Origin of the sequence: Hydrogenophaga pseudoflava (assembly GCF_031020795.1) — a bacterium.
GTDB lineage: Bacteria > Pseudomonadota > Gammaproteobacteria > Burkholderiales > Burkholderiaceae_C > Hydrogenophaga > Hydrogenophaga pseudoflava_A.
Genome location: NZ_JAVHJP010000003.1, coordinates 491,986 through 513,274, shown reverse-complemented (window position 1 = coordinate 513,274; position 21,289 = coordinate 491,986). Strand labels below are relative to the sequence as shown.

Genomic DNA, 21,289 nt, shown 5'->3' with positions numbered 1-21,289 from the left:
GACACACCATGCAGTTCACACACGAACACCGCGAGATCCAGAAGACGCTCAAGCGCTTCATCGACGAGCAGATCAACCCGCACGTGGACGAGTGGGAGGCGGCGGAGATGTTCCCGGCGCACGAGGTGTTCAAGCAGATGGGGCGACTGGGCCTGCTGGGCCTGACCAAACCCGAGGCCTACGGTGGCATGGGGCTGGACTATTCCTACAGCGTGGCCATGGCCGAGACGCTGGGCCACGTCCACTGTGGCGGTGTGCCCATGGCCATCGGCGTGCAGACCGACATGTGCACGCCCGCGCTGGCGCGTTTCGGCAGCGAAGACCTCAAGGCGCAGTTCCTGGCGCCGGCCATCGCGGGCGACGCGGTGGGCTGCATCGGCGTGAGCGAACCGGGCGCGGGCAGCGACGTCTCGGCCATCAGGACCGTGGCGCGCAAGGACGGTGACGACTACGTCATCAGCGGACAGAAGATGTGGATCACCAACAGCCTGCAGGCCGACTGGATGTGCATGCTGGTCAACACCAGCGAGGGCCCTGCGCACAAGAACAAGAGCCTGGTGATGGTGCCGCTGCGCGAGAACGGCAAGGCCGTCAAGGGCTTCGAGGTCGGCCAGAAGATCAAAAAGATCGGCATGAACAGCAGCGACACCGGCCTGCTGTTCTTCGACGAAGTGCGCGTGCCGCAGCGCTACCGCATCGGCGCCGAAGGTGCCGGCTTCATCTACCAGATGCAACAGTTCCAGGAGGAGCGCCTGTGGTGTGCGGCCAGTACGTTGCAAAGCCTGACCAACTGCATCCAGTGGACGGTGGACTACGCGCAGGAGCGCCGGTTGTTCGGCAGCACCCTGGCTGACCAGCAGTGGGTGCAGTTCAAGCTGGCCGAGCTCAAGACCGAGGTCGAGAGCCTGCGCGCGCTGACCTACCAGGCCTGCGAGCACTACGTGGCCGGCGAGGACGTGACCGAATGGGCCACCATGGCCAAGTTGAAAGCCGGCCGGCTCAATCGCCTGGTGCCCGACACCTGCCTGCAGTTCTGGGGCGGCATGGGTTTCACCTGGGACAACAAGGTCTCGCGCATGTACCGCGACGGGCGCCTGGCCTCGATCGGCGGCGGGGCCGACGAGGTGATGCTGGGCATCCTCACGAAGATGATGGGCATCGCCAAGCGCCCGGCGCATTGAAGGGGCGCGGCATGAGCAACTTTCTGGTGGTGCGCCAGGGCGACACCGAGCGCTGGACGCTCAACGACCCCGCTGCGCGCAACGCGCTGTCGGACGCGATGGTGGTCGCCCTGTTCGAGGCCTGTCTGCGGGCCAAGAGCGACGACAGCCTGCGCACCGTGGTGCTCGCCGGCGCGGGCGGCGCCTTCTGCGCGGGTGGCAGCCTGGGCCATTTCGCGAGCGCCATCGGACAGCCGCTGGCCGAAGGCGCTCGCGATCCGCTGATCGACGCCAACCGCGGCTTCGGCGATGTGCTGCACGCGCTGACCGAGCTGCCCCAGCTGCTGGTGGTGGCGGTGGACGGGCCGGCCATGGGCGGTGGCTTCGGCCTGGTCTGCTGCGGAGACCTGGTTCTGGCCACGCAGCGCTCGGTGTTTGCCACGCCCGAGGTCACGCTGGGCCTGCCGCCGGCGCAGATCGCACCCTTGGTCTGGCGCCGTCTGGGCGACCGCGCCGCGCGCGACTGCCTGCTCTCGGGGCGGCATTTCAGCGCCAGCGAAGCGCGGGACCTCGGGCTGGTCAACGACGTGGTGGCCGATGGCGAGATGGAGGCCGCGCTGGCCGACACGCTGGCGCGCCACCGCGTGGCGGCCCCCGGTGCCCTGGCCGCCACCAAACAGCTGCTGCGCCGCCTGCACGGTCCGCTGCCCGACCTGCGCGACGAAGCCGCCATCGCCTTCGCCTCGGCCCTGCGCGGACCGGAGGCCGCGGCCGGGCTCACGGCCTTTGCGCGCAAGCAGCCCGCACCGTGGGTGGAAGGCGGCGCATGAAGCGGCTGCTGATCGCCAACCGCGGCGAGATCGCGCGCCGCATCCTCCGCACCGCGCGCAGCATGGGCATCGCCACGGTGGCCGTGTACTCCGACGCCGACCGCGGTGCGCTGCACGTGCGCGAAGCCGACACGGCCGTGGCGCTGGGTGGCACGACCTCGGTCGACAGCTACCTGCGCATCGACAAACTCATCGCGGCCGCACGCGCCAGCGGCGCCGACGCGGTGCACCCGGGCTACGGCTTCCTGAGCGAGAACGCCGACTTCGCGCAGGCCGTGGTGGATGCGGGCCTCACCTGGGTCGGCCCGCCGCCCGCCGCCATCCACGCGCTGGGCAGCAAGTCCGCGGCCAAGGCGGTGGCGCTGCGGCAGGGTGTGCCGGTGCTGCCGGGCTACTTCGGCGCCGACCAGTCCGAGGCCACCTTTGCTGCCGAGGCGTTGCGCATCGGCTACCCCGTCATGGTCAAGGCCGTGGCCGGTGGGGGCGGGCGCGGCATGCGACTCGTGCACAGAGCCGAGCAACTGCCCGCCGCGCTGCGGAGCGCGCGCTCCGAAGCGCTGGCCGGCTTCGGCAACGGCGACCTGCTGATCGAACGCGCTCTGCTCAATCCGCGCCACGTGGAGGTGCAGGTGTTCGCTGATTCGCACGGCCACTGCATCCACCTGGGCGAGCGCGACTGCTCGGTGCAGCGCCGCCATCAGAAGATCATCGAAGAGTCGCCCAGCCCGGCCGTGTCGTCCGAGGTGCGTGCCGAACTCGGCCGCTGCGCGGTGGCGCTGGCCCAGGGCGCGGGCTATGTGGGCGCGGGCACGGTGGAGTTTCTGCTGGAGGGGGATTCCTTCTTTCTGATGGAGATGAACACGCGGCTGCAGGTGGAGCATCCGGTCACCGAGATGTTGACGGGACTGGATCTCGTGGAGTGGCAACTCCGTGTGGCGCGTGGCGAGCCGCTGCCCTTGACGCAAGAGCGGGTGAGGCTTCAGGGACATGCCATCGAGGTCCGCCTGTGCGCCGAAGATCCACACTTCACACCCCACGCGGGCACGGTGCAGAAGTTTGCCGAGCCTCCGCTGAGCGGCGGCCTGCGCTTCGACCACGCGCTCGAAGATGGCAGCGTCGTCACGCCGCACTACGACGCGATGCTCGGCAAGCTGATCGCCCACGCGCCGACCCGCGCCGAGGCCATCGCGAAGCTCGCGCGGTCGCTGGACGACACGGTGCTGCTCGGCCTGCCCAGCAACCGCGCCTTCCTCGCGGCCTGCCTGCGCCACCCGGTGTTCGCGGGTGGTGGGGCGACCATTCCCTTCCTGGCCGACCACGGCCAGAGCATCCGCGAGGCGCTGGACCCGCCGCACGAAGCGAAGCTGGCAGCGGCACTGGCTGCCGTCTGGCTGGGCCGGGGTGCCACGGCGCTGCCCAGCCCCTTTGCGCGCCCGCTGCGGGTGAAGCTGGGCCAGACCACGCTGGACCTCAGCGTCCGGGAACTGGGCCATGGCGCGCTGCAGGTGCAGGCCGGCGAGCGCCTGCACGCGGCGCACATCGACACGAACACCATCGCAGTGGACGGCCTGGCACAAGCCGCCGAAGTGGTGCGGCAGCCCGACGGCCAGAGCCATGTGCGCTGGGGCGCCCACGATCTGTGGCTGCAGGACCTGAGCCTCGCGGCGGCCCTGAGCGCGGGCCAAGGCCCTGCCGCGCGCGAGCTGCGGGCCCCGTTCAACGGCAAGCTGGTGTCCCTGTCGGTGCAGCCCGGCCAGCGCGTCGCGCGCGGGCAGGTGCTGCTGACCATCGAGAGCATGAAGATCGAACACCAGATCAGCGCACCGCGCGATGCGACCGTGTCCGGCGTGACCGTGGTGGCGGGGCAGCAGCTGGTGCCGGGACAGGTTCTGGCCGTCTTCGCGGAGGAAGCCGCATGAGCACCGCCGCCACCGATTTCGACGCCGCCGATCTGCAAGCGCTGGTCGACACCGTGCGCCGCTTCGCACTGGAGCGCGTGCGCCCTCACCTCGACGCCTGGGAGGCCGCGGGCGAGATTCCGCGCGACCTGTACCGCGAAGCCGCCGACCTGGGCCTGCTTGGCCTGGGCTACCCCGAGCACCTGGGTGGCACGCCCGCGCCCTGGCGCGCGCGCAACGCGCTGTCGCAGACCCTGGCGCGCCACGGCACCAGCGGCGGCCTCATGGCCAGCCTGTTTTCGCTCAACATCGGCCTGCCGCCCGTGCTCGCGCACGGCTCGACCGAACTGCAGGCTGAGGTGGTGCCACCCGTGCTGCGTGGCGAGCGCATCGCGGCCTTGGGCATCACCGAACCCGGCGGCGGCTCGGACGTGGCCGCGCTGCGCACCACCGCGCGGCGCGAGGGCGACGACTATGTGATCGACGGCGAGAAGGTCTTCATCACTTCGGGCGTGCGCGCCGACTGGGTGACCCTCGCCGTCCGCACCGACCTCCAGAGCAAAGGCGCCAGCGGCATCAGCATGGTCGTGGCGCCCATGGACCGGCCCGGCGTCTCGCGCAGTGCGCTGCAGAAGATGGGCTGGCACTGTTCCGACACCGCGCACCTTCGATTCGACGGCGTGCGCGTGCCGGTGCATTACCGGCTGGGCGAGGAGGGCGCGGGTTTTCGCATGGTCATGGGCAACTTCAACGGCGAGCGCCTGGCCCTGAGCGCGATGGCGCTCGGCTTTGCGCAGGCCTGCTACGACGAAGCGCTGGACTGGGCGCGCCAGCGCCAGACCTTCGGCGCCGCGCTCATCGAACGCCAGGTCATCCGCCACCGGCTCATGGACATGCGCACGCGCATCGAATCCACCCAGGCCTGGCTGGACGCCGTCACCGCGCGCGCCGACGCGGGCGACCAGGGCGCCGACTGGGTCAGCCATGTGTGCCTGCTCAAGAACCACGCCACGCAGGCCATGCAGTTCTGCGCCGACGCGGCGGTGCAGATCCTCGGCGGCATGGGCTTCATGCGCGGCACCGCCAGCGAACGCATCTACCGCGAGGTCAAGGTCATGATGATCGGCGGCGGCGCCGAAGAGATCATGAAAGAACTGGCCGCACGACAATCCGGACTATGAGCAAAACCCCACCGACGCTGCCCACCGAGTTCGAGCCCGAGTTCATCGCAGGGCTCAAGGCCATCTTCGAAGAGAAGATCGTGTTCAACCAGGTGCTGGGCCTGAAGATCACCAGCCTCAAGCCCGAGCGCGTGACCGCGCGCATCGACATGCGCCACGAACTGATCGGTCACTACAGCCACAACCGCGTGCACGGCGGCGTCATCAGCGCCGGGCTCGACGCCATGGGCGGTCTGGCCTGCATGGCCGCGATCGGCGCGCGCCACATGGACGAAACGCCCGAGCAACGCCTGCACCGCTTCGGCAAGCTCGGCACCATCGACCTGCGCATCGACTACCTGCGCCCCGGCATCGGCGAACACTTCGAACTCAGCGCCGAGGTGCTGCGCCTGGGCTCGCGCGTGGCGTCCACGCGCATGGAGTTCCGCGGCGCGGACGGCAAGCTGCTGTCCTGCGGATCGGGCGCGTACATCGTGTCCTGAAGCGATGGCACGAAGGGGCCGCCGCACCGGCCGCCCGACCGGCCTGTTCGGGCGCTGGGCGCTGCGGTTCTGGGCCTCACCCACCACGCTCATCGGTCTGGCGCTCGGCCTGCTGCTGATGCCGTTCGGCGCGCGCATGCGCATCGTGGACGGTGTGATCGAGATCGCCGCGCGCCGCACACCACCCCGGCGTCGCTGGCCATTCGCCGCCATCACCTTCGGCCACGTCGTGCTCGGCACCCATGCGCAGGAACTTCAGCGCCTGCGCGCACATGAGCGGGTGCATGTGCGCCAGTGCGAACGCTGGGGGCCGTTGTTCCTGCCGGCCTACCTGCTGGCCGGGGCGTGGCAGTGGCTGCGCGGGCGGGATGCCTATTGGGACAACCCGTTTGAGGTGGAGGCGCGGAGGTTGGGTGGGGGGTGAGTGGCAGAAGTCGACCCGGAGCGGTCGGTCGGCGAAAGCCCCCTACTCACGCGAAAACTGCGCTGCTGCCGGTTCCGTTGACACGTTCAACGACGGACCTCGAAGACTACTCCGGCCTTCACCGCTCATTCGCCCCCTTGCCCGCCAGGATCTGCGGTCGCGCCTTCTCGATGCGCGCCACACGCGTGGCCGAGGTCTTGGCCGAGCTGAGGTGGATCGCGTAGCTGCGCTGGCGGCCTGGGGTGAGCGCGTGAAACGCCTCCGCCAGCTCGGGGTCGGCGTCCATCGCGTCCACCAGTTCGTCGGGCAGGTCCAGCGCCCGCGTTTCTTTCGGCGGGCGGATGCCGGCCTCGGCGTAGCCCATGGCTTCCCGGAGGTAGGCGCTGATGGCAGCGGCCCGTTCATGCACCTGTCCGGTGGCGGTGAACCGGATCGAGTCGGGGTGTTGCGTGTTGGGCCCCTGCCGCTCCATCAGTCCCTCGGGGTCTTTCATCAGCGCGGCGTTGAAGAAGTTGAGCCGGAAGTCGCCCTGCAGCGCGCCGATCAGCGCGATGTTGCGCCCGGCGTGCATGTAGCAGGGGTGGCCCCACTTCACCGTCTCCACCAGGCCCGCCGAGCGGCAGAGGTCGCGCAGCGCGCTCAGGCCGGCGTGCCATTTGTTGGCCGAACAGGCGGGGGTGTCGAAGCGCTCGCAGCGGCCACAACCCTTGGAGAAAAAGTCTTCGATGTCCGTGATCATTTTTCGGTCCTCACCCACCACCAGGCGCCCACCACCAGGCCGGCGAAACCGGTGTAGGTTGCCACAAACACCCACCAGGGCAGGTCCCAATAGAGCAGACGCGAGAGCCAGTGTTCGATGAAGCTTCCGCCGTAGGCGCCGTGCCCCGCCGTCCGGCGCAGGTCCTGTTCCCACACGGTCAGCGGGCACAGCCGCCCGAGCCAGGCCTGGGCGGCGATGAAGAGCATCAGGCCCAGGTGCGCGAGCCGCAAGCCGCGATGACGCACCCAGCGCCAGCCGAACATCCCACCCGCCAGCACCAGCGGCAGCAGACCCACCACAAAGAGCACGACGCCCACGTGCAGCGCCAGCAGGGCGTCGGCGAGCAGGGCGGCGGTGGCGGGTGTCATGCCCGCCAGTCTGCCCCTTCAGGCGGTTCTGTCAAAGGCCCGGGGTGGCGGCACGCCGGCCGCCGTCATTTGCGGGCGCTGCCCAACAGCACCAGTCCGCCGGACACGACGGCGGCCACGCCCACCCACACGGGGATGTTGACCTGGTTTTCTTCCTTCACCTTGAGTTCCAGCGGGCCGAGTTTGGCCGCGGTGCTTTCCGTGGTGTAGGAAAAACCGCCGTAGACCAGGGCGACGACCCCGGCGGCGATGACGATCAAAGCGGCGATGCGTGCGGTTCTTTTCATGATGGTGCCTCCTGAAGCATGGGCTGGTGGGGCCATTGGATGCGCGCGCGTGGTCCATGCCTGTAGGACAGGGCCGACGCGCCGCGTAGGCCGGGGCCGCAGCGGTGTTCAGCGTCGCGGCCGGGTGCGGGAAGCGGCGGACTCGTCGGGCGGGTTGGCGATGCTGCCGGCCGCACCGCCGCCCAGCGCGCCGGCCACGGCCCCCGCCGTGCCACCCACCAGGGCGCCCACGGGGCCGCCGACCGCGGTGCCGATGGCGGCGCCCGCGGCCGCGCCGACCATCATCCCGCCGCCGGCCAGCACCGACTGGGCTTCCCGTTCCGCTTCCCAGGGTTCTAGGGGCATCTGCGCCTCGATGTCGGGGTCCTGCGACGGGATGCCGTGGCCGGGCCGGGCCTGTTCGGCAAGGTCCGGGTCCGTGGTGGCGGGCTTGGGTGGGGAGGTGTGCTTCGGCTTCATGTCGTTCACCGGGCGGTGCCCAATGGGGCGGAGTGGTCGTTGTTCTGACCGGGCAGGAGCTTGGTGTCGGACTCCTGAGCGGGCTTTCGGTTGCCGTCCGTCTGGCCGAGCGCGGGGTCTTCCTTGGCCACGCTGCCGGGTGGAATCACCGACGCGGCGGGCGGCACCGACGGATCGGTGGTCGCCGGGGCGCTGGCGGGTGGGGGCGCCGTGGACACCGGCGGTGTGGGCGTGGTCCGGTCGCAGGCCGTCAACAGCGACCCGCCAGCGACGAGCGCGATCAATACCGACGACGTTTTCATGGAGTGCCTCCTGAGATGTGCTCAAACGAACCGTACGGATCTGGCCCGTGGCGGTCTGTACGCTTTCGCACGTTGGGGGCTTTGGCCGATGCGCAGAATGAGCCGGATGAAAAAGCGACCGCGCCCGACCGCCTGGGCCAATAGCCTCGAGCGCAGTTTCCTGAACCTCGCGCGCCAGGCCACCGCGTCCGGGTCCCGGGCACTCGCCACCGGCCTCAAGCCCGCCAGGGCCGCTCGCACGCCGCCGCCCGGTGCGGGGGCGTGGCTGCCTGGCGTCGTGATGGGCGCACAGGGCGTTCGGCGCTTCCGGCTCTACCGGCCGCCCGGCATCCTGTTCGGCGAGCGCCTGCCGCTGATGGTGATGCTGCATGGCTGCGGCCAGGATGCCCGCAGCTTCGCGCTGAGCACGCGCATGAACCGCCTGGCGCTGCGCGAGCGCTTTCTGGTGCTCTACCCCGAGCAGGACCGTCTGGCCAACCCACAAGGCTGCTGGAACTGGTACGACACCGAATCCGGCCGCGCTTTCGGCGAAGCGGCCCTGATCATGCAGGCGGTGGACCAGGTCTGCCTGCTGCATCCGGTGGACCGGGCGCGGGTGGCCGTTGCCGGGCTGTCGGCTGGCGCCAGCATGGCCGCCTTGCTGGTCACCCGCTCGCCGGAGCGGTTCAAGGCGGTGGTGATGCACTCGGGCATTCCGCCGGGCACCGCGCACTCCACGATGTCGGCGCTGGGCGCCATGCACGGTCGGCGCACGACGAGCCCGCTGGCGGTCACGCCGGAGGTGATGGCGGCCCACTGGCCGCCCTTGCTGGTGATCCACGGTGACGCGGACTCCGTGGTGTCGCTGCGCAACGGCGAGGCCGCCGTCCAGGTCTGGGCGCAGGCGGCCGGTGCCCGGGCCGGCCAGGTGCGCACCGTGCAGAGGGGCCAGCGCTACCCGATGTCGGTCACCGACTTCAAGCGCAAGGGCCGGACCGTGGCCTCCCTGGTTGCCGTGAGCGGCCTCGCGCACAGCTGGAGCGGTGGTGCGGCCAGCCAGGCGTACAGCGACCGGCGCGGGCCGGACGCCTCGCGCATGGCCTGGACGTTTGCGGCCCGGCAGTTCCGGTCCGCCCTGAACGCCTGAGCCCGCGCCCTGTGCCGATCGGCCAGGGCCGCCTTCTTTCAGCGCTGCCCGTCGTGCACCGCGATCTGGGCCGCCGTGAGGCCTCCGAGGCGCGAATGGACGCGCCCTCCGTCGGCCATGGCCAGGCCGAACACGATCTCGTCGGGCCGCGGCCCGTCCTGGATGCCCACCTCCATGGTGTTGAAGTGGCTGCGCACGTAGGCTGCGTGAATGTGGTGCAGCGGCATCATCAGCCGGTAGCCGGCGCTGGCCACGGCCTTGGCGGCGGGGACGATGGCCTTGGGCTCGCCCAGCACCGCCCGCATGGCCCAGCCCCCGGCCTCGTGCCACACGGCGCCGTGTTCGAGTTCGCCGTTCACGCCCACGATGGCGGCTTTGCCGTAGGCCTGCACATGCTCGCGCCCGAGCACCTGCACGAGCTCCTCGGCCAGCGCGCGTCCGAGCGACCTCAGCTCGGCCATGAAGGGCAGGAGGTCGGGTTCGTAGCGCCCCGCGTAGGGGTTGCGCACCACGGCCAGCGCGGCGGCCATGCGCAGTGGCACAGCGGGTGGTGGCCCGCCTTCATGGAAGACGGTTTCGATCAGCAACTGGCGTTTGCGAACCTGTATCAGTGACATGGCGGGAAGACCTGGTGGGTTGAAGAACGGTTGAAGCGGCGTCAGGCGGCGCGGGTGCGGGGCCGGGGCTTGGCGCGCAGCAGGCGTTCCTGCTCGGCCGTGGCGTTGTAGGTGGCCATCTCTTCGATGAGCCAGGCCTTGAACACCTCCAGCACCGGGTTGTCGGCCTTGCGTTCGGGGATCGACAGGTAGTACGCGCGGTCGCTGGGGCAGAAGTGCTGCACCGGGATCACCAGGCGGCCCGAGGTCAGGTCGTCGCCGATGTCGTACTCGGGCACCAGGGCCACACCCAGTCCCACCGCGGCGGCCTGCAGGGACATGAAGAACAGCTCGTAGCGCGGGCCCGCGAGTTCGTTGCCCGGCACGTAGCCGATGGACTCGAACCACTGGCGCCAGGCGTAGGGCCGCGTGCTCTGCTGCAGCAGGGGCAGTTCGGCCAGCTGTTGCGGCGTGATTTTTTTGCGCGGGGCGATCAGGGCCGGGCTGCACACCGGCACCAGGGTTTCTGCCATGAGGTGGGTGGTCACCGCACCGGGCCAGTGGCCGTCGCCGGCGTAGATCGCAGCGTCCATGGTGGTGTCGTCGAACAGGAAGGGGCGCGTGCGGCTGGAGAGATTGAGCGTGATGTCGGGATGCAGCTGGGCGAAGCCGGCCAGCCGCGGCAGCAGCCAGCGTGTGCCGAAGGTGGGCACCACCGCGAGTTCCAGCCGGCCGCCACGGCCGCCGCGGGTCATGAGGTTGAGCGTGTCGAGTTCGATCTGTTCGAGGTGCCGCGACACCTGCCGGTGGTAAGCGACGCCGGCTTCGGTGAGCAGCACGCCGCGGCGCGAGCGCCGGAACAGGTTCACGCCCAGGAACTGCTCCAGCCCCGCGATCTGGCGGCAGATCGCGCTCTGTGTGAGGGAGAGTTCTTCGGCCGCCTCGGTGAAGCTCGCGTGCCGTGCGGCGGCCTCGAACGCGCTCAGGGCGGCGGTGCTGGGAATCTTGCGGCGGGAGGTCATGATGGGCTTTCGAAGTGCGTTTTATGCACTACTGATTGCAAACAAATCGTTTGATTCGCCTTATTCTGGCCCGTACATTTCGGAAAAGTCAAACACGAAGTTCGTTATTCGCACTTCAAAACAAGGCGCCCGCCGAGACGGGACAGCCGACGGAGACCCACACATGCACCGACCCCTTGCCTTGCCGAGCCTTGCGCTCGCCGCCCTGACCCTGGTGGCGGGTTGCGCCACCACCGCGCAGCCGGCGCGGCTGGGCGCGGCCACACCCGCACCGCTGCAACGGTGCAGCGAGCTCATCGGTGCGTTCAGCTTCGCTGGCGCCCGGTTTACCGCCGCCACGCTGGAGCCGGCAGGGCGGCTGAGCAATGCCGGCCAGCCGGTGGGCGAGCACTGCCGCGTGACTGGCCGGATGAACGAGCGTGTGAGCCCGGTCGACGGCCAGGCCTACGCCATCGGCTTCGAGATGCGCCTGCCCCGCGACTGGAACGGCCGCTTCCTCTACCAGGGCAATGGCGGCACCGACGGCAACGTTGTCACCGCGGACGGCGGCAACTCGCTGGGCAGCGGTGGCCTGCTGCGCAACGCCTTGCAGAAGGGCTTTGCGGTGATCAGCTCCGACGCCGGCCACAGCAGTACCCAGAACCCGCTGTTCGGTCTGGACCCACAGGCGCGCCGCGACTACGGCCACCACGCCATCGGCGCGCTCACGCCCATGGCCAGGGCGCTGATCCAGCGGGCCTACGGCAAGGCGCCCGACCGCTCCTACATCGGCGGCACGTCCAACGGTGGCCGCCAGGCGCTGGTGGCGGCCACCCGCTATGCGGACCAGTTCGACGGCGTGCTGGCGCAGTCGCCCGGCATCCACCTGCCGCGCGCGTCGGTGGCCAACCTCTCCAACGTCAAGCGCTGGGACACCGTGGTCACCACCCGCGAGGTCAATGGACGGCCCGACTACGAATCGGCGCTGCCCCGGCCGGAGCGCGAACTCGTGGCGCGCGCCATCCTGGCGCGCTGCGATGCGCTCGACGGACTGGGGGATGGCCTGGTGAACGATGTGGAAGCCTGTCGCTCGGCCTTCGATCCGCAGCGCGATGTGCCCACCTGTGTCGCGGGGCGCGACGGCCGTTGCCTGACGGCGGCGCAGAAAGCGGTGCTGGCGGCGGTGCACGCGCCAGCCCGCAACGGTGCCGGCGGGGTGGTCTACAGCGGCTTCCCGTTCGACCCTGGCATCGAGCACCCCGGCTGGGCCGAATGGAAGTTCCGCAGTTCCCTGCTCACCGCGCGCAACCCGGTGTCCGTCGGGTTCATCTTCTCGTCACCGCCGGTGGCCGACCTGACCATGGCCACCGATCCGCGCAGGAGTGCCGCCTTCGCTCTGGCCTTCGACATCGACCGCGACGGCGGCAAGATCTTCGCCACCAGCGGGGTCTACACCGACCAGGCCCTGGACTTCATGGGCACGCTGGAAGCGCCCGAGTTCGACCGGTTGCGCCAGCGCGGCGGCAAGGTGCTGGTGTTCCACGGCACGGCCGACCCCATCTTCTCCAGCGACCACACGCAGGCCTGGTACCGCGCGCTCGACGCCCATCAGCAGGGTCGCGCCGCCGAATTCGCCCGCCTGTTCCTGGTACCGGGCCAGGGCCACTCCCGCGGCGGACCGGCCACCGACCAGTACGACGGCCTGGATGCGCTGGTCGACTGGGTCGAACACGGCCGCGCGCCCGAACGCATCGTGGCCGGTGCACGCGGCGCGGGCAACCCCGGTGGTGCGAACGCCGACCTGCCCGCCGGCTGGTCGCCCACGCGCACCCGCCCGCTGTGTCCCTGGCCGCTGCTGGCGCGCTACACCGCGGGCGACACCGAGTCCGCCGCCAGCTTCGCCTGCCTGCGCTGATCCATCCTTGAGGTTCTCTTCCATGCCCGCTTCCCCCTTTCTCTGGGACGACCCCTTTCTCCTGGAGCAGCAGCTCGACGCCGACGAGCGCGCGGTGCGCGACGCCGCTGCGGCGTATGCGCAGTCCGAGCTGGCACCGCGCGTGCTGGCGGCCTTTCGCGAGGGCCGCACCGACCCGGCCCTGTTCCGCGAAATGGGCGCCCTCGGCCTGCTCGGGGCCACGCTGCCGACCACCCACGGCGGCGCTGGTCTGAACTACGTCTGCTACGGCCTGATCGCCCGCGAGATCGAGCGCGTCGACTCGGGCTACCGCACCATGCTCAGCGTGCAGTCCAGCCTGGTGATGCTGCCCATCCACGCGTTCGGCAGCGACGAGCAGCGCCAGCGCTACCTGCCGCGCCTGGCCAAGGGTGAGCTGGTCGGCTGCTTCGGCCTGACCGAGCCGGACAGCGGCTCCGACCCGGCCAGCCTGTCCACCCGCGCCACCCGCGTGCCCGGCGGCTACAGCCTGAGCGGCGCCAAGATGTGGATCACCAACAGCCCGATCGCCGATGTGTTCGTGGTCTGGGCGCAGCTGGCCGACGAGGAGAGCGGGCGCGACCAGATCCGCGGCTTCGTCCTGGAAAAGGGCTGGAAGGGCCTGTACGCACCCGAGATTCCCGGCAAGGTGGGCATGCGGGCGTCGGTCACGGGCCAGATCGTGATGGACGCGGTGTTCGTGCCGGCCGAGAACCTGCTGCCCGGCGTGAAGGGCCTCAAGGGGCCGTTCACTTGTCTGGACAGCGCGCGCTACGGCATCGCCTGGGGCGCATTCGGCGCGGCCGAAGACTGCTGGCACCGCGCGCGCCGCTATGTGCTGGACCGGCGGCAGTTCGGCCGCCCGCTGGCGGCCAACCAGCTGGTGCAGAAGAAGCTCGCCGACATGCAGACCGAGATCGCGCTGGGCCTGCAGGGTTGCCTGCGGTTCGGCCGCATGAAGGACGCGGGCACCGCCTCGGTGGAGCTGACCAGCATGCTCAAGCGCAACAGCTGCGGCAAGGCACTGGACATCGCCCGCGTGGCGCGCGACATGCTCGGCGGCAACGGCATCAGCGACGAATACGGCGTGGCCCGCCACCTGGTGAACCTGGAGGTGGTCAACACCTACGAGGGCACGCACGACATCCACGCGCTGATCCTCGGTCGCGCACAAACCGGCCTGCAGGCGTTTGCATCATGAACCAAGAATCCACCCCTCAAGGCGGCGCGCTCTCGCACCTGAAGGTGCTCGACCTCTCGCGTGTGCTCGCCGGCCCCTGGGCCAGCCAGATGCTGGCCGACATGGGCGCCGAGGTGATCAAGATCGAACACCCCGAGCGTGGCGACGACACGCGCGGCTGGGGCCCGCCCTACCTGAAGGACGCGCAGGGCCAGCCGCTGGAGTCGGCCTACTTCCTGTGCGCCAACCGCAACAAGCGGTCGGTCGCGCTCGACATCGCCACACCCGAAGGCCAGCGCCAGATCCGCGAGCTGGCGCTGCAGTCCGACGTGCTGGTCGAGAACTTCAAGGTCGGCGGGCTGGCGCGCTACGGCCTGGACTACGCCAGCCTGAGCGCGCTCAACCCGCGCCTGATCTACTGCTCGATCACCGGCTTCGGCCAGACCGGCCCCTATGCGCAGCGTCCGGGCTACGACTTCATGGTCCAGGGCATGGGCGGGTTGATGAGCCTGACCGGGGTGCCCGATGGCGAAGACGGCGCGGGTCCGATGAAGGTGGGCGTGGCGCTGACCGACGTGCTCACCGGCCTGCACGCGGTGTCCGGCATCCTGGCCGCGGTGGCCTGGCGCGAACGCTCGGGCGAAGGCCAGCACATCGACCTCGCGCTGCTGGACGTGCAGGTGTCTTGTCTGGCCAACCAGGCACAGAACTACCTCATCACGGGCCAGTCGCCGCGCCGCCTGGGCAACGCCCATCCGAGCATCGTGCCCTACCAGTCCTTCCCCACCGCCGACGGCGAGATGATCCTGGCGGTGGGCAACGACAGCCAGTTCGCCTCGTTCTGCCAGGTCGCCGGGCGCGCAGCGTGGTCGACCGACCCGCGCTTTGCCACCAACGCCGCCCGCGTGGCGCACCGCGCCGAACTGGTGCCGCTGCTGCGCCAGGTGACGGTGCAGCGCACCACGGCGCAGTGGATCGACGCGCTGGAAGCTGCCAACGTGCCCTGCGGACCGATCAACACGCTGGAACAGGTGTTCGCCGATCCGCATGTGCAGGCGCGGGGCCTGCGCGTCGATCTGCCGCACCCCGTGGCCGGTGCCACACCGGGCGTGGCCAGCCCGCTGCGATTCTCGAAAACCCCGGTGCGGTACCGCCGTGCCGCACCGGCGCTGGGTGCCGACACCGAGTCCGTGCTGGCCGAGTTGCAGGCCGCCAGATCCCCCGATCATCCGGAGTGAGGGTGCCCAGCGCCTGAACCCTTGTGTCTCATCGTTCCTTGTCCAGAAAGAGCCCACATGAAACTTCTGTCGTTTGAATACCAGGGTCGTGTCTCCTGGGGCGCCGTCGTCGGCGAGCAGGTGGCCGATCTCGGCCGTGCCTACCCGCAATACCCCACGCTGCAGGCCTACATCGCGGCGGGCCGCACGCTGCAGGCGGGTGCCGATGCCGCCAGCGTGCCCGCCGACATCCCGCTCGCCAGCATCCGCTTCCTGCCGGTGATCCCGCAGCCGGAGAAGATCGTCTGCGCGATCCGCAACTACCACGACCACCACCGCGAAGTGGTGGCCGCCGGGCTGGACCGCGAGCTCTCGGCGCACCCCCCCATCTTCCTGCGCGTCTGGCGCTCTCAGGTGGCGCACGGCCAGCCCATCCTGCGTCCGCACTGTTCCGATTCGCTGGACTGGGAGGGCGAACTGGCGGTCGTCATCGGCAAGCCGGGCCGCAACATCCCCGAGGCCCAGGCCCACGAGCACATCGCCGGCTACTCGATCTACAACGACGCCAGCATCCGCGAGTGGCAGTTCCACGCCAAGGCCATCTGCGCTGGCAAGAACTTCGAGTCCACCGGCGCCTTCGGCCCCTGGATGGTGACGACCGACGAGATCGCACCCGACCGCCCACTCAAGCTGGTCACCCGCCTGAGCGGCGAGCAGATGCAGTCCACCACCACCGACGACATGATCTTCTCGGTGGCGCAACAGATCGCCTACGCCTCGACCATCTTCACCCTGGTGCCCGGCGACGTGATCGTCACCGGCACGCCGGGTGGCGTGGGCTGGAGCAAGAAGCCGCCCCGTTTCATGGTGCCGGGCGACGTGGTGGAGGTCGAGATCGAAGGCATCGGCACCCTGCGCAACCCCGTCGAACAGGCACCGCAGTAAGCCATCCCATACCCACAGGAGACAAGACCGTGAAAAAGAACCTGATGACGCTGTTCGGGGCCGCGCTGGCCCTGGCCCTGGCCCTGCCGCTGGCCGCTGGTGCGCAGACCTATCCCGAGCGCCCGGTGCGCGTGCTGCACGGCTTCGCCGCGGGCGGCAATGCCGACGTGGTGGCGCGCCTGGTGGCTGCCGAAATGGCCAAGGGCCTGGGGCAGCCGCTGGTGGTGGAACCCAAGGCCGGTGCCGGCGGCACCATCGCGGCGGCCACGGTGGCCTCGGCCAAACCCGATGGCCACAACCTGCTGCTGGCCACCGGAGGCCACGCCATTGCGGGTGTGCTCTACGACAAGCTGCCTTACGACACCGCCAAGTCCTTCCAGCCGGTCTCGGCGCTGACCTCGTTCCCGTTCCTGGTGGTGGTCAACGCCGCCAGCCCGCACAACAGCCTGGGGGACCTGATCAAGGCGGCCAAGGCCAAACCCAACCCCATGACCTTCGGCTCGGCCGGCATCGGCACCGGCCAGCACATGACCGGCGAGCTGCTGGCCAACCGCGCGGGCGCGGCCTTCACCCACGTGCCCTACCGCGGCGAGAGCGCGTCGGTGACCGCGCTGCTGGGCAACGAGGTCGACTTCATCGTGATCGCGCCGACCACCGCGCTGCCCCAGGTCAAGGCCGGCAAGCTGCGGGCGCTGGGCACCTCGGGCAGCGCACGCTGGAGCGGCCTGCCCGACGTGCCCACGGTGGCCGAACAGGGTGTGCCGAACTTCGAGGTGCGCTCCTGGACCGCGCTGCTGGCGCCGGCCGGCACGCCGCAACCGGTGATCGACCGCCTGAACGCGCAGGTCATCACCGCGCTGCAGGATCCCACCCTGCGCAGCAAGCTGGCCGAGGCCACCGGCGGCGACGTGCACGCCAGCACGCCCAAGGAACTGCAGGCCACCATCGAAAGCGACCTCAGGCGCTGGGGGCAACTGGTCAAAGACGCCAAGATCCAGAAAGACTGAAAGAGACCCGACACCATGAACGTCACCCGACCCACCCCGGCCCACTTCGGCTTCTTCGTCTACGACCTCGACAGGATGGTCGACTTCTACACCCAGGTGTTCAAGCTCACCATCACCGACGAAGGCCTGGGCAAGAACTTCGGCAACCGCCTGGTCTTCATGAGCGCCTCCGAAGACCAGCACCACCAGATCGTGCTGTCCGAAGGGCGCTCGGCCGAATCGAAGGTGAGCACCATCATGCAGGTGTCGTTCCTGGTGCCCGACCTGGCCGAGCTGCGCTGGAACCGCGACAAGGCCGAATCCCTGGGCGCCACCGAGCTGCGGCCCATGAACCACGGCAACGCGTGGTCGCTGTACTACTTCGATCCCGAGGGCAACCGGGTCGAGGTGTACCTGGACACGCCGTACTACGTGAACCAGCCCTACGGCACGCCGCTGGACCTCAGCAAGAGCGAGGACGAGCTGCTGGCCGAGACCTTCGCGATGGTGCGCGACGACCCGAGCTACATGCCGCTGGCCGAGTGGCAGGCGCGCTTCCGCCGCCGTGGCCCGGGGCGTGCGTGATGGTGCGGGGACACAACTTCATCGGCGGCGAGTGGGTGGCGGGCGCGCGCAGCGTGCGCAACATCAACCCGTCGGACACGCGGGACGTGATCGGCGAGTACGCCCTGGCCGACGTGGCGCAGGCGCGGGCCGCGGTGGATGCGGCCGCGGCGGCGTTTCCCGCCTGGTCGCTCTCCGGGCCGCAGCAGCGTTTCGACGTGCTCGACAAGGTGGGCAGCGAGATCCTGGCGCGCAGCGCCGAGCTGGGCGACCTGCTGGCGCGGGAACAGGGCAAGACCTTGCCCGAAGCGGTGGGCGAGGTGGTGCGCGCCGGTCAGATCTTCAAGTTCTTCGCCGGCGAGGCGTTGCGCCAGCGCGGTGAGCTGCTGGCCTCGGTGCGGCCCGGCATCGGCGTGGAGATCACGCGCGAACCGCTGGGCGTGGTCAGCCTGATCACGCCCTGGAACTTCCCCATCGCCATCCCGGCCTGGAAGATCGCGCCCGCGCTGGCCTTCGGCAACGGCGTGGTGTTCAAGCCCGCTGAACTGGTGCCGGGCTCGGCCTGGGCGCTGGCCGAGATCCTCTCGCGCAGCGGTCTGCCCGCGGGCGTGTTCAACCTGGTGATGGGCTCGGGTGCCGAGATCGGTCCCGCCCTGGTCGACGACCCGCGCGTGGCCGGCCTGAGCTTCACCGGTTCGGTGGCCACCGGGCGCCGGCTGGCCGCCGCCTGTGCGGCGCGGGGCGCGAAGTACCAGCTGGAAATGGGTGGCAAGAACCCGCTGGTCGTGCTCGACGACGCCGACCTGGCGGTGGCGGTGAACTGCGCGGTGCTGGGCTCGTTCTACTCCACCGGCCAGCGCTGCACGGCGTCGAGCCGGTTGATCGTGACCGAGGGCATCCACGACCGCTTCGTGGCGGCCGTGGTCGAGCGACTGAAGCAGCTCCAGGTCGACGACGCGCGCCGCCCGGGCACCGACATCGGCCCGGTGGTGGACGAGCGCCAGCTCGCGGTCGATCTGGACTACATCCGCATCGCGCAGGAAGAAGGTGCCACGCTGGCCTTTGGCGGCGAGCACCGCGCCACCAGTGACTCGGGTCAGCCCGGCCACTACCTCACCCCGGCGCTGCTCACCGGCACACACAACGCCATGCGCATCAGCCGCGAGGAGGTGTTCGGCCCGGTGGCCAACGTGATCCGTGCGCACGATTACGACGAGGCCCTGGCGCTGGCCAACGACACGCCGTTCGGCCTGTCCAGCGGCCTGTGCACGACCAGCCTGAAACACGCCACCCACTTCAAGCGGCATGCGCAGGCCGGCATGGTGATGGTCAATGCGCCCACCGCGGGGGTCGACTACCACGTGCCGTTCGGAGGCCGCAAGGGCTCCAGCGCCGGTCCGCGCGAACAGGGCAGCCATGCCGCCGAGTTCTACACCACGGTCAAGACCGCCTACACGGCGGCCTGATCCGCCTCAACCCCCTTCGACGAACCCCATGAGCAACCCGCCCCTGTCCCCCACCGAGCGGGCCTTTTCGGCCGCCCGCACCTTTCCGAAGTTCCGCGACGAACCCGTCTCCGACGACACACTGAAGACCTTGTGCGAGCTTGCCCAGTGGGGGCCCACGGCCTCCAACTGCCAGCCCGCGCGCTACGTGTTCGTGCGCAGCGCCGAAGGCAAGGAGAAGCTGCGCCCCTGCCTGGCACCGGGCAACGTGGACAAGACCATGAGCGCCCCGGTGACCGTGATCGTGGCCCAGGACAGCCGGTTCTACGAACACCTGGTGACCCAGTTCCCGCACATGCCCACCGCCGCCGCGCCGTATGAGAGCCAGCCCGCGCTCGCGCAGACCGTGGCGCTGCGCAACAGCAGCCTGCAGGGGGCCTACCTCATCGTGGCGGCCCGCTTGCTGGGGCTGGACTGCGGGCCCATGAGCGGCTTCGATGCCGAGGCGCTGGACCGCAGTTTCTTCCCGGACGGGCGCTTCCGCTCGAATTTCCTGATCAACCTCGGTCACGGCGACACCGCTTCCCTGCGCCCGCGGGGGCCCCGGCTGCCGTTCGAGACCGTGGCCACCCTGGCCTAGGAGACCTCCATGCCGTTCATCGACGTCAAGATCATCGAGGGCGTGTTGCCCGACGACAAGAAGCACGCACTGATCGCCGCCATCACCGAGGCGGTGGTTCAGGTCGGCGGCGAAGGCTTTCGCCCCATGACGCGCTGCGTGATCCAGGAGATCCGCAGCGGCTGGTGGGGCTCGGGCGGCAAGCCGCTGACCACCGAAGACGCCCGCCCGCGGTAGGCCTGGGCCGAAAAAAAGCCGCCAGCGCACCAGGCGTGGCGGCTTCCGCGCATGGCCTGTCAACGCAGGCGGCGCGAAGCTCTGTGACGGATCAGTTCTTCGGGTAGTCCGAGATCACCTTCCACTTGCCGTCGGTGATCTGAGACAGGCGCGAGGCGTTGCTGCCCAGGCGCTTCTGGGGGCCGAAGCTGGCGGGCGCGCTGCCGAAGATGTCGGTCGGGATGCTCATCGTGTCCATCACCTTGATGAAGCTGTCGGTGCTCAGGTTGGCGCCGGCCTTGCCCGCGGCCTTGGCGAAGGTGTCGATGATGTTGTAGCCGTAGACCGAGAACACGGTGGGGTCCTCGTTGAACTTGGTCTTGTACTTGTTGGCCCAGAAGCGCACCGGCTGCGAGGCGTCGTCCAGGTAGGGGTTCTGCACCGTCATGGTGGCGTACAGGCCGTTCATGGCGGGGCCGCCGAGCTTGTGGATCAGGTCGGTGTAGAGCGCGCTGCTGCCCATGAAGGTGGGGTTGAAGCCGAGCTTGCGGGCGGTGGCGATGGTGCCCACCGTCTCGCGGATGATGGTGCCCAGCACGACGAAGTCGCACTGCGCGGCGGCCAGCTTCTGCATCTGCGAACCGAACTCGGTGGCACCACGCTTGAAGCTGGCTTCTTCGGCCATTTCCATGCCGATGGACTTCAGGCCTTCCTTGGCGCCGCGCACCACTTCCAGGCCGAACTCGTCGTCCTGGTAGACCGTGCAGACCTTCTTGGCGCCTTTCTCTTTCACCACCACCGGCAGCGAATTCTTCATCTGGTCGAAGTAGGTGGCTGCGAAGGAGTACTTGAGCTTGTGGAAGGGCTCGTACATCTCGCGCGCGGCGGTGATGGGGAAGAAGTTGATCACGTTCTTCTGGAACTGCACCGGCATCGCGGCCATGTTCTGCGCCGTGCCGATGTGGCCGACCATCATGAAGATCTTGTCCTGGTTGACCAGTTTCTGCGCCGCCAGCACGGCGGTCTTGGGGTCGTACTTGCTGTCTTCCACCAGCAGCTTGAGCTTGCGGCCGTTGATGCCGCCCTGCTCGTTGATCTCGTCCACGCGCAGCATCATGCCCAGGCGGGCCTGCTTGCCGAAGCCGGCGAGCGGGCCGGAGAGGTCCTGGATGGATCCGAGGACGATCTCGTCCTTGCTCACGCCCTGCGACTGGGCAAAGGCGGCGCCGGCCGTCAGCGCCAGCGCGGCGGCGGTCAGAGTGAGTCGGGCTTTCATGGGGCTTGTCTCCTGGGTGAAAAAAACGGGGCGG

General features: G+C 69.6%; 24 protein-coding genes. 16 read left to right on the top strand and 8 right to left on the bottom strand.

The genetic code is table 11. From position 1 onward, the window contains the following. The first annotated feature begins 8 nt into the window (after window positions 1–8). From RCO38_RS12025 to RCO38_RS12000, 6 genes are read left to right on the top strand one after another with little or no spacing between them, the layout of a single operon-like run. Window positions 9–1,181 (top strand): acyl-CoA dehydrogenase family protein, encoded by a 1,173-nt coding sequence (locus RCO38_RS12025; protein ID WP_308328548.1) that lies wholly within the window; start codon window positions 9–11, stop codon window positions 1,179–1,181. An 11-nt stretch (window positions 1,182–1,192) separates the two neighbouring features. Beyond that, window positions 1,193–1,990, top strand: a complete 798-nt coding sequence (locus RCO38_RS12020; RefSeq protein WP_308328547.1) for an enoyl-CoA hydratase/isomerase family protein — start codon at window positions 1,193–1,195, stop codon at window positions 1,988–1,990. Then, the gene (locus RCO38_RS12015; protein ID WP_308328546.1) at window positions 1,987–3,909 is read left to right on the top strand and encodes an acetyl/propionyl/methylcrotonyl-CoA carboxylase subunit alpha; all 1,923 of its coding nucleotides are present in this window, start codon (window positions 1,987–1,989) and stop codon (window positions 3,907–3,909) included. Before RCO38_RS12020 ends, RCO38_RS12015 begins: the two co-directional genes overlap by 4 nt. Then, window positions 3,906–5,069: an acyl-CoA dehydrogenase family protein gene (locus tag RCO38_RS12010; protein WP_308328545.1), complete on the top strand. Its 1,164-nt coding sequence runs from the start codon at window positions 3,906–3,908 to the stop codon at window positions 5,067–5,069. Before RCO38_RS12015 ends, RCO38_RS12010 begins: the two co-directional genes overlap by 4 nt. Next, window positions 5,066–5,551 (top strand): thioesterase family protein, encoded by a 486-nt coding sequence (locus RCO38_RS12005; RefSeq protein ID WP_308328544.1) that lies wholly within the window; start codon window positions 5,066–5,068, stop codon window positions 5,549–5,551. Before RCO38_RS12010 ends, RCO38_RS12005 begins: the two co-directional genes overlap by 4 nt. Window positions 5,552–5,555: 4 nt before the next feature. Further along, the gene (locus RCO38_RS12000) at window positions 5,556–5,975 is read left to right on the top strand and encodes a signal peptide prediction (RefSeq protein ID WP_308328543.1); all 420 of its coding nucleotides are present in this window, start codon (window positions 5,556–5,558) and stop codon (window positions 5,973–5,975) included. A gap of 118 nt (window positions 5,976–6,093) precedes the next feature. On the opposite strand, the gene RCO38_RS11995 is transcribed toward RCO38_RS12000, so the two are convergent. The 5 genes from RCO38_RS11995 to RCO38_RS11975 all read right to left on the bottom strand — a co-directional run bounded on the left by RCO38_RS11995 (window position 6,094) and on the right by RCO38_RS11975 (window position 8,151). Further along, the gene (locus RCO38_RS11995) at window positions 6,094–6,714 is read right to left on the bottom strand and encodes a YdeI/OmpD-associated family protein (RefSeq protein ID WP_308328542.1); all 621 of its coding nucleotides are present in this window, start codon (window positions 6,712–6,714) and stop codon (window positions 6,094–6,096) included. Beyond that, window positions 6,711–7,103, bottom strand: a complete 393-nt coding sequence (locus tag RCO38_RS11990) for a DUF2784 domain-containing protein (RefSeq protein ID WP_308328541.1) — start codon at window positions 7,101–7,103, stop codon at window positions 6,711–6,713. The genes RCO38_RS11995 and RCO38_RS11990 overlap by 4 nt, the downstream gene beginning before the upstream one ends. Window positions 7,104–7,168: 65 nt before the next feature. Then, entirely contained in the window at window positions 7,169–7,390 is a 222-nt protein-coding gene (locus tag RCO38_RS11985) for a hypothetical protein (protein ID WP_308328540.1), read from the bottom strand. Window positions 7,391–7,498: 108 nt separating this feature from the next. Further along, the gene (locus RCO38_RS11980) at window positions 7,499–7,849 is read right to left on the bottom strand and encodes a hypothetical protein (protein WP_308328539.1); all 351 of its coding nucleotides are present in this window, start codon (window positions 7,847–7,849) and stop codon (window positions 7,499–7,501) included. Window positions 7,850–7,854: 5 nt separating this feature from the next. Further along, entirely contained in the window at window positions 7,855–8,151 is a 297-nt protein-coding gene (locus tag RCO38_RS11975) for a hypothetical protein (protein WP_308328538.1), read from the bottom strand. A gap of 106 nt (window positions 8,152–8,257) precedes the next feature. Here RCO38_RS11975 and RCO38_RS11970 point away from each other — a divergent pair, with 106 nt between their 5' ends. Then, window positions 8,258–9,277, top strand: coding sequence for an extracellular catalytic domain type 1 short-chain-length polyhydroxyalkanoate depolymerase (locus RCO38_RS11970; protein WP_308328536.1), 1,020 nt, complete (start codon window positions 8,258–8,260; stop codon window positions 9,275–9,277). Window positions 9,278–9,315: 38 nt separating this feature from the next. On the opposite strand, the gene RCO38_RS11965 is transcribed toward RCO38_RS11970, so the two are convergent. Further along, window positions 9,316–9,894: an amino acid synthesis family protein gene (locus RCO38_RS11965; protein WP_308328535.1), complete on the bottom strand. Its 579-nt coding sequence runs from the start codon at window positions 9,892–9,894 to the stop codon at window positions 9,316–9,318. Window positions 9,895–9,935: 41 nt separating this feature from the next. After that, window positions 9,936–10,895, bottom strand: a complete 960-nt coding sequence (locus RCO38_RS11960; protein ID WP_308328534.1) for a LysR substrate-binding domain-containing protein — start codon at window positions 10,893–10,895, stop codon at window positions 9,936–9,938. 163 nt (window positions 10,896–11,058) lie between these two features. On the opposite strand from RCO38_RS11960, the gene RCO38_RS11955 reads away from it, so the two are divergent. The 9 genes from RCO38_RS11955 to RCO38_RS11915 are packed head-to-tail and all read left to right on the top strand — an operon-like array spanning window position 11,059 to window position 20,000. Then, window positions 11,059–12,789, top strand: coding sequence for a tannase/feruloyl esterase family alpha/beta hydrolase (locus RCO38_RS11955; protein WP_308328533.1), 1,731 nt, complete (start codon window positions 11,059–11,061; stop codon window positions 12,787–12,789). A 22-nt stretch (window positions 12,790–12,811) separates the two neighbouring features. Continuing rightward, on the top strand, window positions 12,812–14,008 hold the full coding sequence (locus RCO38_RS11950) for an acyl-CoA dehydrogenase (RefSeq protein WP_308328532.1): 1,197 nt from the start codon (window positions 12,812–12,814) through the stop codon (window positions 14,006–14,008). Further along, window positions 14,005–15,225 (top strand): CaiB/BaiF CoA transferase family protein, encoded by a 1,221-nt coding sequence (locus tag RCO38_RS11945; protein ID WP_308328531.1) that lies wholly within the window; start codon window positions 14,005–14,007, stop codon window positions 15,223–15,225. Before RCO38_RS11950 ends, RCO38_RS11945 begins: the two co-directional genes overlap by 4 nt. A 57-nt stretch (window positions 15,226–15,282) precedes the next feature. Continuing rightward, window positions 15,283–16,149 carry a fumarylacetoacetate hydrolase family protein gene (locus RCO38_RS11940; protein ID WP_308328530.1) on the top strand — a complete coding sequence of 289 codons (867 nt, stop codon included), beginning with the start codon at window positions 15,283–15,285 and terminating at the stop codon, window positions 16,147–16,149. Between the two features lie 29 nt (window positions 16,150–16,178). Next, complete coding sequence (locus tag RCO38_RS11935; RefSeq protein WP_308328529.1) at window positions 16,179–17,156, top strand: Bug family tripartite tricarboxylate transporter substrate binding protein; 978 nt, start codon at window positions 16,179–16,181, stop codon at window positions 17,154–17,156. A gap of 15 nt (window positions 17,157–17,171) precedes the next feature. After that, the gene (locus RCO38_RS11930; protein WP_308328528.1) at window positions 17,172–17,720 is read left to right on the top strand and encodes a VOC family protein; all 549 of its coding nucleotides are present in this window, start codon (window positions 17,172–17,174) and stop codon (window positions 17,718–17,720) included. Further along, the gene (locus RCO38_RS11925; RefSeq protein WP_308328527.1) at window positions 17,720–19,165 is read left to right on the top strand and encodes an aldehyde dehydrogenase family protein; all 1,446 of its coding nucleotides are present in this window, start codon (window positions 17,720–17,722) and stop codon (window positions 19,163–19,165) included. The genes RCO38_RS11930 and RCO38_RS11925 overlap by 1 nt, the downstream gene beginning before the upstream one ends. Window positions 19,166–19,193: 28 nt before the next feature. Continuing rightward, window positions 19,194–19,784, top strand: coding sequence for a malonic semialdehyde reductase (locus RCO38_RS11920; RefSeq protein ID WP_308328526.1), 591 nt, complete (start codon window positions 19,194–19,196; stop codon window positions 19,782–19,784). A gap of 9 nt (window positions 19,785–19,793) precedes the next feature. Next, on the top strand, window positions 19,794–20,000 hold the full coding sequence (locus tag RCO38_RS11915; RefSeq protein ID WP_308328525.1) for a tautomerase family protein: 207 nt from the start codon (window positions 19,794–19,796) through the stop codon (window positions 19,998–20,000). Between the two features lie 91 nt (window positions 20,001–20,091). On the opposite strand, the gene RCO38_RS11910 is transcribed toward RCO38_RS11915, so the two are convergent. Further along, entirely contained in the window at window positions 20,092–21,255 is a 1,164-nt protein-coding gene (locus RCO38_RS11910) for an ABC transporter substrate-binding protein (protein WP_308328524.1), read from the bottom strand. Window positions 21,256–21,289 lie beyond the last annotated feature (34 nt).